Origin of the sequence: Saccharothrix sp. ST-888, from assembly GCF_000955975.1 — a bacterium.
Lineage (GTDB): Bacteria > Actinomycetota > Actinomycetes > Streptomycetales > Streptomycetaceae > Kitasatospora.
The window spans coordinates 16382-30989 of the sequence record NZ_JYJF01000090.1 but is presented as its reverse complement, the minus strand read 5'-3'; the positions used below and the strand labels follow the sequence as shown (position 1 = coordinate 30989).

At 70.4% G+C, this 14608-nt stretch carries 12 protein-coding genes and 3 pseudogenes; 5 read left to right on the top strand and 10 right to left on the bottom strand.

The genetic code is table 11. The annotated features are described in order from the left end of the window. Both UK12_RS24460 and UK12_RS24455 read right to left on the bottom strand, forming a co-directional pair. On the bottom strand, positions 1 to 351 hold a 351-nt coding region (locus UK12_RS24460; protein WP_045305280.1), incomplete at its 3' end, for a DUF4360 domain-containing protein. Positions 352 to 543: 192 nt separating this feature from the next. Next, the gene (locus UK12_RS24455) at positions 544 to 1092 is read right to left on the bottom strand and encodes a TetR/AcrR family transcriptional regulator C-terminal domain-containing protein (RefSeq protein WP_052682126.1); all 549 of its coding nucleotides are present in this window, start codon (positions 1090 to 1092) and stop codon (positions 544 to 546) included. A gap of 115 nt (positions 1093 to 1207) precedes the next feature. Here UK12_RS24455 and UK12_RS24450 point away from each other — a divergent pair, with 115 nt between their 5' ends. Beyond that, a complete protein-coding gene (locus UK12_RS24450; RefSeq protein WP_045305279.1) occupies positions 1208 to 2335 on the top strand; it encodes an FAD-dependent oxidoreductase in 1128 nt (375 codons plus the stop codon). 582 nt (positions 2336 to 2917) lie between these two features. On the opposite strand, the gene UK12_RS24445 is transcribed toward UK12_RS24450, so the two are convergent. Further along, positions 2918 to 3658 (bottom strand): recombinase family protein, encoded by a 741-nt coding sequence (locus UK12_RS24445; RefSeq protein WP_231591367.1) that lies wholly within the window; start codon positions 3656 to 3658, stop codon positions 2918 to 2920. A 164-nt stretch (positions 3659 to 3822) separates the two neighbouring features. Beyond that, on the bottom strand, positions 3823 to 4524 hold the full coding sequence (locus tag UK12_RS24440; protein WP_045305278.1) for a TetR/AcrR family transcriptional regulator: 702 nt from the start codon (positions 4522 to 4524) through the stop codon (positions 3823 to 3825). Between the two features lie 201 nt (positions 4525 to 4725). Here UK12_RS24440 and UK12_RS24435 point away from each other — a divergent pair, with 201 nt between their 5' ends. Beyond that, the gene (locus UK12_RS24435; RefSeq protein ID WP_045305277.1) at positions 4726 to 6339 is read left to right on the top strand and encodes a CocE/NonD family hydrolase; all 1614 of its coding nucleotides are present in this window, start codon (positions 4726 to 4728) and stop codon (positions 6337 to 6339) included. A 67-nt stretch (positions 6340 to 6406) separates the two neighbouring features. On the opposite strand, the pseudogene UK12_RS37340 reads toward UK12_RS24435, so the two are convergent. Together UK12_RS37340 and UK12_RS24425 are read right to left on the bottom strand one after the other, a co-directional pair. Continuing rightward, positions 6407 to 6677, bottom strand: a pseudogene (locus UK12_RS37340) (transposase family protein); the annotation flags it as partial. An 87-nt stretch (positions 6678 to 6764) separates the two neighbouring features. Next, positions 6765 to 7754 (bottom strand): annotated as a pseudogene (locus UK12_RS24425) (transposase); the annotation flags it as partial. Between the two features lie 62 nt (positions 7755 to 7816). On the opposite strand from UK12_RS24425, the gene UK12_RS24420 reads away from it, so the two are divergent. Continuing rightward, a complete protein-coding gene (locus UK12_RS24420; RefSeq protein ID WP_231591366.1) occupies positions 7817 to 8143 on the top strand; it encodes a DUF3592 domain-containing protein in 327 nt (108 codons plus the stop codon). 301 nt (positions 8144 to 8444) lie between these two features. On the opposite strand, the gene UK12_RS24415 is transcribed toward UK12_RS24420, so the two are convergent. From UK12_RS24415 to UK12_RS44550, 4 genes and pseudogenes are all read right to left on the bottom strand, one after another. Further along, positions 8445 to 9134: a hypothetical protein gene (locus tag UK12_RS24415; protein ID WP_156178898.1), complete on the bottom strand. Its 690-nt coding sequence runs from the start codon at positions 9132 to 9134 to the stop codon at positions 8445 to 8447. An 80-nt stretch (positions 9135 to 9214) separates the two neighbouring features. Further along, positions 9215 to 11338, bottom strand: coding sequence for an RICIN domain-containing protein (locus UK12_RS24410; RefSeq protein WP_197085139.1), 2124 nt, complete (start codon positions 11336 to 11338; stop codon positions 9215 to 9217). Positions 11339 to 11455: 117 nt separating this feature from the next. Next, complete coding sequence (locus tag UK12_RS24405) at positions 11456 to 11896, bottom strand: histidine phosphatase family protein (RefSeq protein ID WP_269432043.1); 441 nt, start codon at positions 11894 to 11896, stop codon at positions 11456 to 11458. Positions 11897 to 11987: 91 nt separating this feature from the next. Continuing rightward, positions 11988 to 12092: pseudogene (locus tag UK12_RS44550) on the bottom strand (hypothetical protein); the annotation flags it as partial. Positions 12093 to 12472: 380 nt separating this feature from the next. Here UK12_RS44550 and UK12_RS24400 point away from each other — a divergent pair. Both UK12_RS24400 and UK12_RS24395 read left to right on the top strand, forming a co-directional pair. After that, a complete protein-coding gene (locus tag UK12_RS24400; RefSeq protein WP_045305274.1) occupies positions 12473 to 12787 on the top strand; it encodes a type VII secretion target in 315 nt (104 codons plus the stop codon). Then, positions 12784 to 14565 carry a WXG100 family type VII secretion target gene (locus tag UK12_RS24395; protein WP_045305273.1) on the top strand — a complete coding sequence of 594 codons (1782 nt, stop codon included), beginning with the start codon at positions 12784 to 12786 and terminating at the stop codon, positions 14563 to 14565. The genes UK12_RS24400 and UK12_RS24395 overlap by 4 nt, the downstream gene beginning before the upstream one ends. Positions 14566 to 14608: the final 43 nt, after the last annotated feature.

Sequence of the window (14608 nt, the reverse complement as noted above, 5' to 3'; positions counted from 1 at the left end):
GGCGAAGCCCCGGTAGTCGGCGGCGGCGATGGCGTAGGTGAAGCCCTGGGGGACGTGCACATCCAGATTGAGCTGGCAGTTCTTGCGGAAGTCGGTCGGCTTGGAGCCGACGCCCACCTGCGCGAGGTAGTTGCTGTACGTCACCGTGAAGGCGGTGTTGTCGGGTGAGACCGCGATGGCGGCCGTCCCGGCCGGACAGCCGGAGCCGTTCACCGTCGCCACGTCGATGACGATCTTGTCCGGCGGCGGCGACGTCGTCGACCAGCTGGCGCCGGAGATCGGCGAGCCGAGAAGCGACGAGCCGAGCAGCGATGCGGCGATGCCGCTGACGGCGAGCAGGCGTACTCCCATGGCATTCCCTTCCGATCTTCCATGGATCTCGGGTTGCACGAGGATTGGCGCGTCCATGTCACCACAGGCGCAGCGCCCGCGTACAGAGGCGCGAAGGGCCGAAGTCACCGGCGATCAGGGCGACTTGGGCGCGACCTCCGGACGCGGCAGGTCAGCGTTCCGACGTACCGTCAGCCGACCTGCGCGCCCCGCTCAGCGGTGCAGCAGTTCGGTGCGGATGCCGCTGATGACGATGCCGAGTTCGATCCCGAAGAGCGCGTCCCGCTGCTCCGGCGCATCCCTGCCCACCTTCCGGGCCTGCTCCTCCAGGGTGTAGCCGTTGACGAAGCTGGTGACCGTGTCCGCACCGGCCGCCGCACCCTGCTCGGTGGCGCCCGCCGCACACAGGACCTCGATCAGCGTGCGCATGTAGACCACCCCCGAGGGCGGCGGCTCGACGAACGAGGCCGTCAGCCTGGCGCCGTCCCGGTGCGCCAGCATCGCGGCGCGGGCCCGGCCCGCCAACTCCCGCAGCCGGTCGTCCCATTCACCCGCCACCGGCTCCCACCCCGCGAGCGCCTCGGCGATGATCTGCTCCACGAGGGCGTCCAGGAGAGCCGTCTTACTGGGGTAGTGCCAGTAGAGCGCGCCCACCCGGACGCCGAGCCGGTCCGCCAGGCGGCGCATGGTGAGCTCGTCGAGCCCGACCTCGTCGAGCAGCTCCATCGCCCCCCGGAGCACGTCGTTCTGCCGCAGCGGCATGGTCTCCCCTTCCTCGGCCGACTCTTCTCCGCCGCTGCATCTTGCCACTTGAACAGCGATCAAGTAACTTGAACACCGTTCGGGTTGAACAGTGTTCAAGTGAAGGGGGAACACCATGCGGGTACTGGTGATCGGGGCCGGCATCGGAGGGCTCTGCCTGGCCCAGGGACTGCTCCGGGCCGGCATCGACGTCCGGATCTACGAGCGGGAAGCCTCCGTGGACAGCCGCTACCAGGGGTTCCGCATCGGGCTCGGCGGCCCCGGTCTGGCGGGCCTGCTGGAGTGCCTGCCGCCTCGGCTGCACCCGCTGCTGGAGGCCAGCACCGGGGAGCTCAGCGGCGAGCGGCGGGTGGTGGACCACCGGCTCGCCGAGCTCGCCCGGCTCGACCCGATGCACGGGGGGATGGCCACCGACCGGCACGTGCTGCGCCACCTGCTGCTGTCCGGCCTCGGCGAACGGATCGAGTTCGGCAAGCGCCTGGTGGAGTACACCGAACTCGCCGACGGCACCGTACGCGCCGTCTTCGCCGACGGCAGCACCGCCGAGGGCGACCTGCTGGTCGGCGCGGACGGCGTCGGCTCCCCCGTGCGGCGCCAACTCCTGCCCCACGCCGAGGTGGCGACCGTCGGCGGCGGCGGAGTGCTGGGACGCACCCCGCTGACCGAGCGGTTCGCCGCCCTGGTGCCGGGATACGGCACCCTCGTACGCGGCCCGGAGGCGAACATCCTGCTCGGCAAGATGGACTTCCGCCGTCCGCCGCACCTCGCAGCCGCCGAACTGGCGCCCGACGTCGTCCTTCCGCAGACCGGCAGCTACCTGCGCTGGGCCATGCTCCTGCCGGACAACACCCGGCTGGTCGCGGGCGACTGGGCGGCCACCCGCGACGTGCTGCTCGAACTCCTCGACGGCTGGCACCCCGACCTGGTCGAGCTGGTCCGGCATTCCGATGTGGTCAACAGCTCACCCCTGACCATCGGTTATGCCAAGCCCGTACCGCACTGGGGCACCCGCCCGGTCACCCTGCTCGGCGACGCCGTCCACGTCATGCCGCCCAGCGGCGGCCAGGGCGCCAACACCGCGTTCCGGGACGCCGCACTGCTCTGCCGCATGCTCACCGCGGTCCACCGCGGCGAGGCGGAGCTGCTGCCCGCGGTGGAGCGGTACGAGCGGGAGATGCTCGACTACGGATTCGCCGCCGTGGCCGACAGCGTGGCGAAACTGCCGACCTTCGCGGCGCGCTGAAGCACCCGCCGAGACGCCCGCAGCGGCGCGCCCGCCGAGATACCCATCGCGGCGTGGACGGCTCGGCGGACGGCCGCTATCGGCAGGTTCGGATATCCGGACGTGCGGAAGAGGGAGGCCGTGGATCAGCCCGACCGGGTGGGTGCGACTCCAAACGCTACTTGTCATCGGTGCGGCACGCCGACCTGTGCTGGTGTCAGTTGAGTTCAGCCCAGGGCACGTATCGGGTTGTGATCGATTTCTGGGATTCGCCCTCGTGGCGGAGCCTGATCGGGCAGCTCGTGTTGTGTGACGCGATCGCAACTGACGGATGTGGATCGGGAGTTCATTGAGCCGTATCTGACGATCGGCAGATACGGCCAGTACCCCGAGCGGCTACGGCAGCAGTGCGAGGGCGTGCTGTGACGGTTCAGGACGGCGCACCCGGCTCATCCACCGGATGCGCAGCCTTCACACCGGCCATCCCCCTCGGACGCATGGGACGCCCCGAGGAAGTCGCCGCGGCCTCCCTCTTCCTTACCTCGCATCCGACGAGAGCAGCTTCTGTGCCGGCATGGACCTGAGCGTCGACGGCGGCATGGCTCAAGTCTGAGAGGAGGTCGGGATCTCCGCCCTGATCCGACGGAACTGGCTCGCCAACGCGGCCTCGGCTGCCGGCACAGCTGCCCAGTGGTCGCCGTGGCCTGCGGGCGCGACTCTGGAGTTCCTGCAGGTCGGGGATGTGGTTGTAGAGGGTGCCCGGCTGACGCCGAGGAGCTTGGCGATCGAGGTGATCGAGTTTTCGGGGTTGGGGAGCATGTCGCGGGCGGCCCGGATGATCTCGGGGGTGGCGACGGTGGGCCGGCCGCCGACCCGGCCGCGGGCGCGGGCGGCGTCCAGGCCCTCGCGGGTGCCGGACACGATCAGCTCGCGGATGAACTCGGCGAGCGCGGCGAAGACGTGGAAGACGAGCCGGCCGCCGGGGGTGGTGGTGTCCAGGCGCTCGTGCAGCGAGCAGAAGCCGATCTCGCGGCGCCGCAGCTCGCCGACCATGTTCACCAGGTCCTTGAGCGACCGGCCGTAGCGATCAAGGGCGGGGACTACCAGGGTGTCGCCGGCGGCGAGGAAGGCGTGACACGCCTTCAGCTCGTGGCGGAAGCCGTCCTTGCCGGACTTCTTGTCGGCGAAGATCCGCCGACAGCCGGCCGCGGTGAGGGCGTCGATCTGACGGTCGAGCTTCCGGCCACCGGTGGAGACCCGGGCGTAGCCGATGAGGATCTCGGTGCGGTGGGCGGGTTCGGCGACCAGGAGGTCGAACGAGTCCGGCTCGGAGGGCGTGTTCACGCTGGGGTTCTGTCAGAAAAGGGTGTTCCCGGGTTGTTGAACTGCCTCGGTTTTTGAAGGAGTTTTTGAAGGATCTGAGGGGCCTTCAAGGTGTTTGCCCGACTTCCTTCAATTAACGATGGTTTGTTGAATCTCGGCGCGATGATCAACCCGCTTGGTTGATGTCATGCTCCCGACGCGATCCCATTGATCACGCGGTCAAGAAGGCGATCGAAAACCGCCTGGGGGCTCTGGTGACCGCTGGGTGCGGCCAGGGTCTGGGCGAGATGGGGATAGTTACCGTTGGCGACGGCGGAGCAAAGGTAGCGAGCCTGGGCGTCGAGGATTTCGCCGGGGGTCCGCCCCGTGGCTTCGATCGCCCGCTCCTGGGCGAGTTCGTACGACATGTGGCTGGCCACGAACCCGGTGAGGAGGGTGAAGGTCTCCAGCCGCGCCTGGGCGTCCAAGCCAGTGGGGGTCAGCACGGCGAGCGCGTGGTCCAGGACGGCGAGGGTGTTCGGGCCGAGGGTCTGCCGGGCCGGGAGTGCGGCGGGAAGCCACGGGTGACGCCGCATGATGGCGCGTTGCTCATGGGCGATCCGCCGGAGGTCGGAGCGCCAGTCGCCGGAGGGCTTGGCCGGCAACCGGTGGTCGCCGCTCACTTCGTCGATCATCAGCTCCAGCAGCGTCTCCTTGCTGGGGACGTAGTTGTACAGGGACATGGTTCCGGCGCCGAGCCGGGCCGCGACCGCGCGCATCGTGACGGCGGTGAGTCCTTCGGTGTCGGCGATGGCGACGGCGGTTGCGGTGATCTCGGCACGGCTGTGGGCTGGCGGCCTGCCTCGTCGCGGCCGTTCGGCCGCCGACCAGAGCGCCTCCGGATCCACCCCGGCGCGGGTGCCCGATGGGGCTGCTGAGTCTGCGCGGGCCATGGTGACACCTCCCTCCTTCTGACGGTCAATCCAATCATGGGCTATTCTCGTACATCGTACGGGAAATAAGAGACCGCCCCACCCCAGAATCGAGGCACCGTAACGATGCCCACGCGCCGCCCAGTCGGGAAGAAACCGCCCCTGAGCACCAGGGCCATGCGACGGTCCATGCGGGGACTGCCGCCAAAACTGCACGACATCGCCTACGAACCGGGCCTCGTCGTACCCGCAGCAGATGGCAGCCCGCTGCTGACCGACCACTACTTCCCGCTGGACGACGGGGACTTCCCCACACTGCTGGTCCGCTCGCCCTACGGCCGGGGATTCCCCTGGGCGCCGATGTACGGCGTTCTCCTCGCCGAGCAGGGCTTTCACGTCGTCCTCCAGAGCTGCCGCGGCACCGGCGGCTCCGGCGGCGACTTCCACCTCTGGCGCAACGAGGCCGCCGACGGTCAGGCCGCCGTCGCCTGGCTGCGCCAACAGCCCTGGTTCTCCGGTGTCCTGGGGACCATCGGCCCCAGCTACCTCGGCTACGTCCAGTGGGCACTCGCCATGGATCCGCCCCGGGAGCTGCGCGCGATGGTGGTCCAGATCGGCATGCACGACCCGCACGGCTTCTTCCACCCCGGCGGCGCGTTCGCCCTGGAGAACGCGCTCGTCGTCGCCATGGGCCTCACCACGCAGCACCGGGGTGTACCGAGCTTCCTGCGGGCGACCCTGCGGCTGCAGCGCCACATGCGAAAGGCCGCCGCTGACCTCCCCCTCGCCGAGGCATACCGGCCTGCTCTCGGCGGCCCGGTGCCGTTCCTCGACGGGGCCATGGCGCACCCCGACGCCGGGGATGTCCACTGGGACGGCGCGGACGTGGGGTCCGCGGCCTACGGCCTGAGGGTGCCGACCGCCCTGATAGGCGGCTGGCACGACGTGCATCTCGACCAGACCTTGCAGCAGTACGAGCGGCTGCGGCGTGCCGGCTGTGAAACGGCCCTGCTCGTCGGCCCCTGGTCGCATCAGTCGGCGCTCCAGCAGGGCTGGCCCGAGGTCTTCACCGAGAGCCTTGCCTGGCTGCGGGCCCACCTGTGCGGTGACTCCTCCGGCCTACGGCCGACAAGAGTTCGCGTCCACCTCCCCGGAGGCCAGCGCTCCTGGCAGGACCTGCCCGACTGGCCGCCGGCCCGTCGGGACCGGCACTGGTACGTCGACACCGGCGGCACCCTGGCCTCCCGAGCGCCGGAGGACACGACCGAGCCGCTGTCCTTCCGCTACGACCCGGCCGATCCGACTCCCTCCCTCGGCGGTGCCCTGGTCGCCGGGAAGGCCGCGCAGGCGGACAACCGCCCTCTGGAGGCGCGGAACGACGTACTGACCTTCACCACGGCGCCGCTCCCCGAGCCGGTCACCATCCTTGGACCAGTGAGCGCGATCCTGCAGATCAGTACGGACACCGGCCACGCCGACGTGTTCGCCCGGCTCTGCGATATCGACCCCCAGAACCGTTCCACCAACGTCTGCGACGGCCTTCGACGGCTCCAGCCCGATGAAGAGAGCCCGGCCACCGTCACCGTCGCTATGAGCTCCACCGCCTACCGTTTCCCCGCCGGGCACCGGATCCGCCTGCAGATCAGCGGTGGAGCCCACCCACGCTTCGCCCGCAACACCGGAACCGGCGAGCCCACGGCAACGGCTACCCGCCTCATACCAGTTCGGATCTCGCTTCACCACCCGTCAGTGCTCGTGCTCCCCATCGCGGACGAGGCCGCAGCTGACTAAGGGCTGTCCCGTAACTGATCTCTGAGCCGTTCGGGACAGGATCAGCCGGCCCGCTTGTCGGGCTCGGCTATGCGGCCTGGAGGAGGTTGTGGAGGCGGGCGATGACGAGCATGGTGTGGTGGACGCCGTCGCCCTTGAGCCGGAAGTCGCGCAGGATCTTCCAGGTCTTCATTCGGGCGAAGACGTGCTCGATGCGGGCTCGGATCCGTTCGTGCTCGCGATTGTGCTCGACCTGCCAACCGGTGAGCTCGCCGCCCTTGGGGTCAGCGGTGCGGAATGACCAGGCCAGTGCCGGGGTAGCCGCCGTCGGCGATCGTGGTCGTTCCGTCGACACCGGCGAGGCATATAAACGGCAAGCTGGCCCCGGCCCGGCCGGGTGGCACCGGCTGGGCCGGGGCCACCCGTTTCCGAAGCGGCGGTGACGATCAGGAAGCCGTGGCCAGGTCCTGCGGGTCGAGCTTGGTGAAGTCGACGTCCAGGTGCGGCTCGTACGCCTCCGGGCGCAGGTCGAGCTCGTGGGTGGAGTACTCGCCGAACCGCATGATCTTCTCGGTCAGGTAGGGCGAGACCTCCGCCAGGTCCTCCGGGTCGACCTTCCAGCCCTCGGCCTGCAGCTCGCGCACCACCTGGGCGATGTCCAGGGTGTTATGGAAGATCAAGCAGTTGGTAAGCAGGGCGTTGAACTTGACCGCCTTCTCCTGCTCAGCAGGGTCGTTGTCGGCGATGACGCCCCGGTTGCCGAAGCGCACCCACTCGGAGAAGCCGTTGAACGCCTCGACCTTGTTGGTCGCGGCGGTCACCCGCCGACGCATCTGTGGGTCGGTCAGGTAGCGCAGCAGCTGGATGGTGCGGATCACCCGGCCGACCTCGCGGAACGCCGCGTAGTGAGCGTTCTTGTGCGAGCCCGATCGCAGGCGCCGCAGCAGCAGGACGGAGGAGATCTTGCCCTCGCGCACCGACAGCGCCACCCGCATGAGGTCCTTGAAGTGCGACTCGATCAGGTCCCAGTCGATGACGTTGCGCCCGGGCGGGCCGAACAGCGTGTCGACGTGGACGTAGGAGGTCTGCTTGGTCGGGCGGAAGAACACCAGGTCCTTCCAGTTGCGGATCCTGGGCATCAGCTCGAAGCCCAGCAGGTGGGCGAGGCTGAAGACCGGGAAGCTCTGGCCCTAGGTGTCCGCGTGGATCGTGGTCGGCTGCAGCTCGGACTCGTTCTTCAGCAGCCCCTCGATGATGTAGACCGCCTCCCACACGCCGCACGGGATGAAGTGGGTGAACAGCGCGATGTAGGTGTCGGCGATGTGATGGTAGGCGATGCCGCCGGACCGGCCGTAACGCACTGAGGTCTCGGCGACCAGGTTGTTCAGGTAGGTGTCCATGTGGGTGCCATCCGCGGCCACCGCCGTACCGTCGCCCCACGCGCGTCGGGCTTTGCGCGTTTGCGGGCCTGCTGTGCCTGTGGGGTGGTGTGCGGGAGGTGCGGCTGCAAGCGCGGCTGCGTCGGTACGGCGTTCACGCCGAAGGGGTGGTGGTGGACCAGGAGCAGGCGCCGTCGGACGATTTCCTGACGCCTGTGATCGAGTTCACCGACCGGCAGGGCCGACCCGTCAGGTTCCGGCCCGCGGCGACGGGGACGGGGCTGGGGCTGGACCTCGGAGCCCATGTGCCGGTCGTCTATCTTCCCGAACAGTCGGAGAGTGCAAGGGTGTTCACCCCGAAGCACCGCCGATCCCGGATCGTTGGCCTGTTTATCGGAGGCGTGCTCTTCCTCGGTGCCGCAGTGCTGGCCACGCTCACCCGATGATCTTGTTCTTGTTCCTCGTTCATCACGCAAGCTGACACATCCGACGGGCGACTACTGCCAGTCGTCGACCTCCCCGCACGGCCAGACAGGACGAGCTCACCCACCGGTCCCCGATCGGCTCCCAGACATCGAGCCTGACCGCCTCACGTCCTTTCGCGTCCACCGATCCGTGAGCTGACCTGACCCGGCGTTGGTGCAGAGAAGATCGGCGAGGTACGGGCCGTTGAGGCCGGCGCTCTGGAGTTGGACGGAGGCGGGGGATCCGGTGTGCCGCGGGGTCGGCAGGGGCGGTGTCCGGCGGTCAGCGGCTGCGTGTTCGACGGCGGCGCAGCCGCACCACCAGGGCCAGGAGCACGATGGCGAGCAGCGCGACGACGATCGCGATGCCGGTGGTCCAGCCGCCCGAACTGCCGTGGGAGGCCGAGGGGTCCGCGGAACCGGCAGCTGCGGACGGCGAGGCGGCCCCGGCAGTCGAAGCCGTCGAAGCCGTCGGTGCGGACGGTCCCGCCGAGGGCGGCCGCACGGTTGCTCCGGCCGACGGGTCGGCGGCGGGCGACGGCTGGGTGGCGGTCGGCGGGTCGGCGACGGCTGTGACGGTCAGGGATGCCTCGCCGCGGCCGAGGGCCGGGAAACCCGCCTCGACCGTGATCTGCCAGCTGCCGGCCGGCAGCGCCTGGTCGGTGGTGTAGGTGGCCTCGGCGCCCGGGACGGCGGTCAGGCGCCACGGCCCGACCGAACGGCCGTCCGCCGCAAGCCCGCTGAGCGTGGCCGCGACGGGCTCGGTGACCGGGTCGCCGTCGTTCTCCCAACTGGCCACCACCAGCGGGTGGCCGTCCGCCCGGCCGGAGATCCGAAGGCTGATGGAGTCGCCGTGTGCGGCGGCGGGGCTCGATACGGCCAGCAGCACGGCTCCGCAGAACAGCAGTGCGGCCGCCGCGGCGACGGCTGCGAGAGCGGCCGTGAGGGCAGTGGGTCGATGGGACGTCGGCAAGGTTCCTCCCGGTGCCGAAAAGGGAAATGGAGCGGCGGGGACGGAAGGCTCCGCCCCCGCCGCGGACCGATACCGGCGGCTCAGGAAGCGGCCTGGACGGTCCAGTTCTGGTAGGCCTGGCCGTCGGGCTTCTGCAGTTCCAGCAGCCAACCGCCGTAGTACCAGCGCTTGCTGAGGCCGAGCACCAGGTCCGACCCCTTCGGCGTGAGCAGGTAACCGCTGCCCTTCGCCGTCACCTTCCACTGCTGCGAAGAGTCCTTGCCGCAGGACTGCTGGGCGACCCACTGACCGGGGTCGAGGTCCCCGCCCACCTGGAGGCACTTGTCGGTCTTCGCCGAGCGGATCCGCACGTACCCGTCGCCCGTGCCGGCGTCGTCGAACAGCCACTGCTGGTTGGCGTAGCCGGTGCGCTGGTAGCCGATGAGCACGGTCCCGTCGTTGAACGAGCCGCCCCACAGATCGGCCGCCTGGCCGGTCAGGCTGTTCACCATCACGTACGGCTTGCCGGTCGGCAGGGAGCTGCCGCCCGCGGAGAGGGTGTGGAAGGCGGTCGCCCGGCCGGGCTGGCCCGCGTGGCCGCTCTGGTCACGGACCGCGATCGCGACCTTGTAGTCGGTGTCCGGGCGGAGGTTGGTCAGCCGGACGACCGTGCCGCGGACGGTGCCGAGGGCGCGCCCGTTCACCCAGAGGTCGTAGCCGGATGCGGAGGCGGCCTGCGGCCAGCTCAGCGAGGCCGAGTTCTGGGTGATCTGACCGACCGTCACGAGCTGGCCGGTCGGTCCGGCGGTCCGGGTCGGCGACGGCGTCGGTGTGGCGGTCGGCGTCGGCCGGCCGGTCGGCTTGAGGGTCGGGCTGGGGCTCGGGTTGGGGTTCGGACCGGTGCCGCCGCCCGCGATCAGGAACTGGTTGTTGGCGATGTTCCAGTGCGTGGTGAGGTAACTGCCCGGCTCCGGGTTGGTGTTGAAGTAGTCGTCGTGGTTGCAGTCGAGCCGCTCGTCGTGGTCACGGTTCGGGCAGATGGTCTGCATCTGCGGGTAGTACGGCGCGTCCGAGTAGCACATCAGGTCCCACTCGTCGGTGCAGTGACCGGCCTTGCTGCTGTGCGGGGCGCTGTTGTTGACCGCACCGAGGTTGTGGCCGAGCTCGTGGGCGGCCGTGGAGCCGCTCCAGCAGCCGGAGTCCGTCCGGCCGTACGAGGGGCCGAAGTTGCTGGTGTTGTCCTGGCCCGGCCGCTCGTCACCGTTGAAGGTGCCGATCCCGCAGTAGACGTTCGTGTCAGCGAAGATCATGTACTTGCGGTCGTGGCGCTTGAAGCCCTGGGCGGCCAGCGCGTCGTTGGTCGAGCCGAACTCCCGGAGGGCGTCGGCGGACAGCTCGACGTCCAGCACCGACACCGTGCAGTCGGACTCGGTGACGTACCGGATGTGCCGGACGCCCCCGGTCTCGGCGGCGCTGGCGTTGTAGATCTCGTCGCTGTCGGCCGCCCACTTCTTGAACGACGCCTGGTACTGGCCGAAGCGGTCCTGGCCGGGGGCGTGGACGTACAGCACCTGGACCCGGTTGCCGGTGCTTCCGTCACCGTCGCAGACCACCGCCGTGCCGGCCGCCGGAGCCGCGGCCGTACCGGCGGCCGGCGCTGCCGCGGCGGCCGCGGTCGTGGGCGCGGCGGAGGGCGAGCCGCCGAGCACGGTACCGGTCTGGGCGTCCAGGACCGGGGGCGTGCCCGTCAGCAGATCGGTCGACGACGGCGCGGCGGCGGCGCTGCCGCTCTTCAGCTCCGGTGCGGGTGCGGCCGCCACCGCCGGTGGCACCGCCTTCGCGACGTCGACGCCCTTGGGCGCCACGTCCGGACCGTGGGTGCACAGGTCCGCCGCCGACACCTTGTAGACCCCCACGCAGCGGTCCCCCTGGGCGGCCGGGGTCAGGCCGGTGTAGACCATGCCCCGGTCCGGGTCGCTCTTGGGTATCGAGTGGATCGGTGCCGGAGCCTCCTGGTGCATCGGCGTCGAGGCCGGGGTGGGCTCGACCGCCTGGACCGCGACGGTCTGACTCAGCGCCTCGTCGGACATCGCCGTCCGCGACCCGCCGTCGCCCACGGCACCGAAGGCAATGGCACCGACAACGAGCCCTGCGGTCACCGTCGCTGCGGTGGCCAGCATCGTCCGGCGCTTCCGGCGGCTGTGCGCCGCTCCTCTACGTCCCATGTCTGTCTCCCCGTCGGCTCTCGGTCGGGTACTGCTGCTTGTGCCGACGTTTTGGGAGATCAGCGGGCCTGGCCCGGATAACACTTTTTTTCTGATGAACTTTCGATCTCGGTCCGCTCAGCGGCAGAACCCGGGTGGGAAGCCGGTCCAGCGGAGCTCCTCGGGGAGGTGTCCCATGTCGTTCCGGAGCAGCACGGCGGAGGGTCGTCCGGGTGCGTAACGGATGACCGTCAGGGCGGCGTTGCCGTGGTCGAGGCTCATCCAGCGCCACTCCGGGGCCTCGTGCGCCGCCCGGACGAGCCAGGCGACGAGGAAGTTGTGGGTCACCACCAACTCGTGGCGGGGGTGGTCACCGGCGACCGGACCGGTGAACCGGGCGAGCGCCTGACGGGCCAGCAGCGGACCGCGCTCACACTCCTCCGCCGGGAACCCGGCGAGCCGCCGCAGCAGGAAATCGGCCGAGTCCGGCGGCAGTTCCGCCCGCTGCGGCAGGTACGGGAGGTAGTCGCCGGCCAGCTCCGTCCGGTGCAGGGGAACACCGGCGAGCTGATCCGCGATCAGCTCGCCGGTCTGCGCCGCCCGTGGCAGCGGTCCGTGGCAGCGGTCCGTGGCAGATCACCGAGAGCGGGACGTTCCGCAGCCGCTCACCGAGCGGCACGGCCTGGCGGCGACCGTTCCCGGTGAGCCCGCTCTCGTCCGGCGTGGCCTCGCCGTACCTGACGAGACAGAGGTAGCGCGTGGCCGTGTCCGTCATACCCGGGCCCCCCGATCAACATTCACGATCTTGTGCATAGTCCGGACGGACGCCGTCGGGATCTCCCCGGTTCCGCCACGAACGGACGGGACGGCCCCGCCGGAAGCACCCCGGCGGGCGGCCGGCAGCGCCCGGGACATCGGTGGCAGACCGCAAAACCCGTGGTCCGGGCGGGCCCTACGGGTGGACCGGGTCCGCCCTCGGGTCCGCGCCACGGCGGCCCGTGGGAGGAACTCTTTACCCAAGCCGCCCCGGATGCCGGACGGCCGTCCGCCGCGCCGCCGGGAGGCCGCGTTCGGAGGTGGCACTGGGTCAGGCGTGTCAACACCGCATAAGTAGGATGAGCCGCTCACCGCTGCTTCACAGGAAAGGCCAAGGCCATGGGGGACACCGGGTTTCGGGTTCAGCCCGAAGCTCTCGGTCGGTATGCGTCGACGACCACCGAGCAACAGGAACAGCTCGCACGGGCTCAGATGGCGATCTCCGGTATCGCCGTCTCCCCCGACGCGTTCGGGCACCTGCCCAACGCTCAGAACCTGGCGCAGACCTACCGGGAGCACGCCGACGCGAGTCGGCAGAACCTCTCGGATCTCATGGAGGCCCTGACCGGGACGGCGACCGGGCTCAACCACTCGGCGCAGAACTACGCCGAGCACGATCAGGCCATCAGCACCACCCTCGGGGGCGGACAGTGAGCACCCGTTCGTCCTCCCACGGCTCGTCGTCCCACGGCTCGGGGTCCCACGGCTCGGGCCACACGTCGTCGCCGGCCCCCTCGCCGTCGCCCTCGCACAACCCGGACCACGGCCACCAGCCGGCCCCGCACCCCAGCGACCCCACCCCGCCCACCGGGCCCGTCACCGGCGGGCAGCACGGCCGTCCCCCGGCGGACGACGGCTCCGGCTCGGGCGGCCACACCCCCAGCGGCCACACGCCCGGCTCCAGCACCGGCTCCGGCTCCGGCTCCGGCCAGACCCCGGGTCACGAGCCGGGCGGCGGGGGCGAGCCCGAGGGTGACGACCCGTCGGTCAGCGAGCCGGACGAGGGCTGGTTCAAGGGCTTCGCGCGCAAGACCGGCGAGACCGTCAAGGAGAAGGGCTCCGAGGCACTCGGCACCTTCGCCGTGGACAAGGCCAAGGAGGCGATCTTCGGCAAGTCCGAGGACGGTTCCGAGGGTGCGGGAGAGGGCTCGTCCGGCAGCGGCTCGGAGTCCGGGTCCGTCGGCGGGCCCATCGGCACGGTGGGCGGTGCGGTGGGCGCCGGGGTCGGTGCGGCAGTCGGCAGCCTCGGCATGACGACCGGCGCGTACCCGCTGGCGCCCGGCACCCCCAGCCCGTACGGCGGGACGAGACTGACGCCGTACGGGAGCTCGGCCTACACCTGGGCCCAGAACAACTACCCGGCCCCGGTGACTCCGCTCACCCCGGCCACCCACCCCTCCAGGGACGGCCTGGGCGGCATGCTGGACGAGGCGGTCCAGTACGCACTGGAGAAGTCCGGTCTGATGAACGAGCTGGAGAAGGTCACCGGCAACCTGGACGAGCTGAACGCCGCCGCCGAGGAGTGGCAGGCCCAGGCGAAGGCCGTGCAGTACGTGGCCGAGCAGCTGCGGGGCAACGTCGTGCCGCTGTCCGCGCAGTGGGAGGGCACCGCCTCCGACGCCTTCGGACGCCACATGGGCGAGGTGGTCGAGGCCCTCGACTCCACCGCCGAGGGCATGCTCCAGACCGCGCAGATCATCAACTCGGCGGCCCAGGAGTGCGCGCTCGCCGAGGGCATGATCATCGAGATCATCAGCGAGGCGATCGAGGCGCTGATCGTCTCGCTGGCGGCGGAGGCGGTGATCGCCATACTGACGGCGGGCATCGGCCTCATCGCCGACGCGCTGATCAGCGAGGCCGAGATCGCGGTCTTCGTCGCCCGGGTCGCGCGGGTGTCCACCGAACTGGCCGAGAATCTGGAGAAGATCCTCAAGGCTCTCAAGGACCTGGGCTCCGCAGTCAAGGCCGTCCGGAAGGTGGAGGACATCAAGAAGGCCGCCACCGAGCTCAAGAACGTCAAGACCGCGGTCCAGGGCCTCAAGGACTTCGAGGAGGGCGGCGAGGGCCTCGGCAAGCTGGGCAAGGACGCCTGGCGCAACAAGTCCCTCGACGGGGTCGGCGACGGCCTCAAGGACTACGCCACCCGCAAGGCCGTCAGCTACGCCGACGGCAAGGTCACGGACTACGCCAAGGACCAGTTCGGCCAGGCCCTCGGGGTCGACCCGGACGACGTGCACACCGGTGAGGGCCTCGGCCCCAAGGTCCTCGGCAAGCGGGCCGGGCAGGCGGCCTGGGGCGCGGCCTCGGGCGCGCTGACCGACGACGTCAACAAGCAGGCCGTGCTGGGCGAGGTGACCCACGACCTGGGGCTGGAGAGCGACCCCGGCCCCTACCGCGTCGACCGCTCCCGGATCGAGCAGGCCTTCGGCTGACGCTCCGGCGGCACCACCCCGGCGGGGGCACCGTGACCGACAC

What these genes read in the sequence shown, in the direction of transcription:
- UK12_RS24435 (WP_045305277.1), top strand. Translation starts at nt 4,726, where the DNA reads ATGCGACGGTCCATGCGGGGACTGCCGCCAAAACTGCACGACATCGCC.
- UK12_RS24400 (WP_045305274.1), top strand. Translation starts at nt 12,473, where the DNA reads ATGGGGGACACCGGGTTTCGGGTTCAGCCCGAAGCTCTCGGTCGGTAT.
- UK12_RS24455 (WP_052682126.1), bottom strand. Translation starts at nt 1,092, where the DNA reads ATGCCGCTGCGGCAGAACGACGTGCTCCGGGGGGCGATGGAGCTGCTC.
- UK12_RS24450 (WP_045305279.1), top strand. Translation starts at nt 1,208, where the DNA reads ATGCGGGTACTGGTGATCGGGGCCGGCATCGGAGGGCTCTGCCTGGCC.
- UK12_RS24410 (WP_197085139.1), bottom strand. Translation starts at nt 11,338, where the DNA reads ATGGGACGTAGAGGAGCGGCGCACAGCCGCCGGAAGCGCCGGACGATG.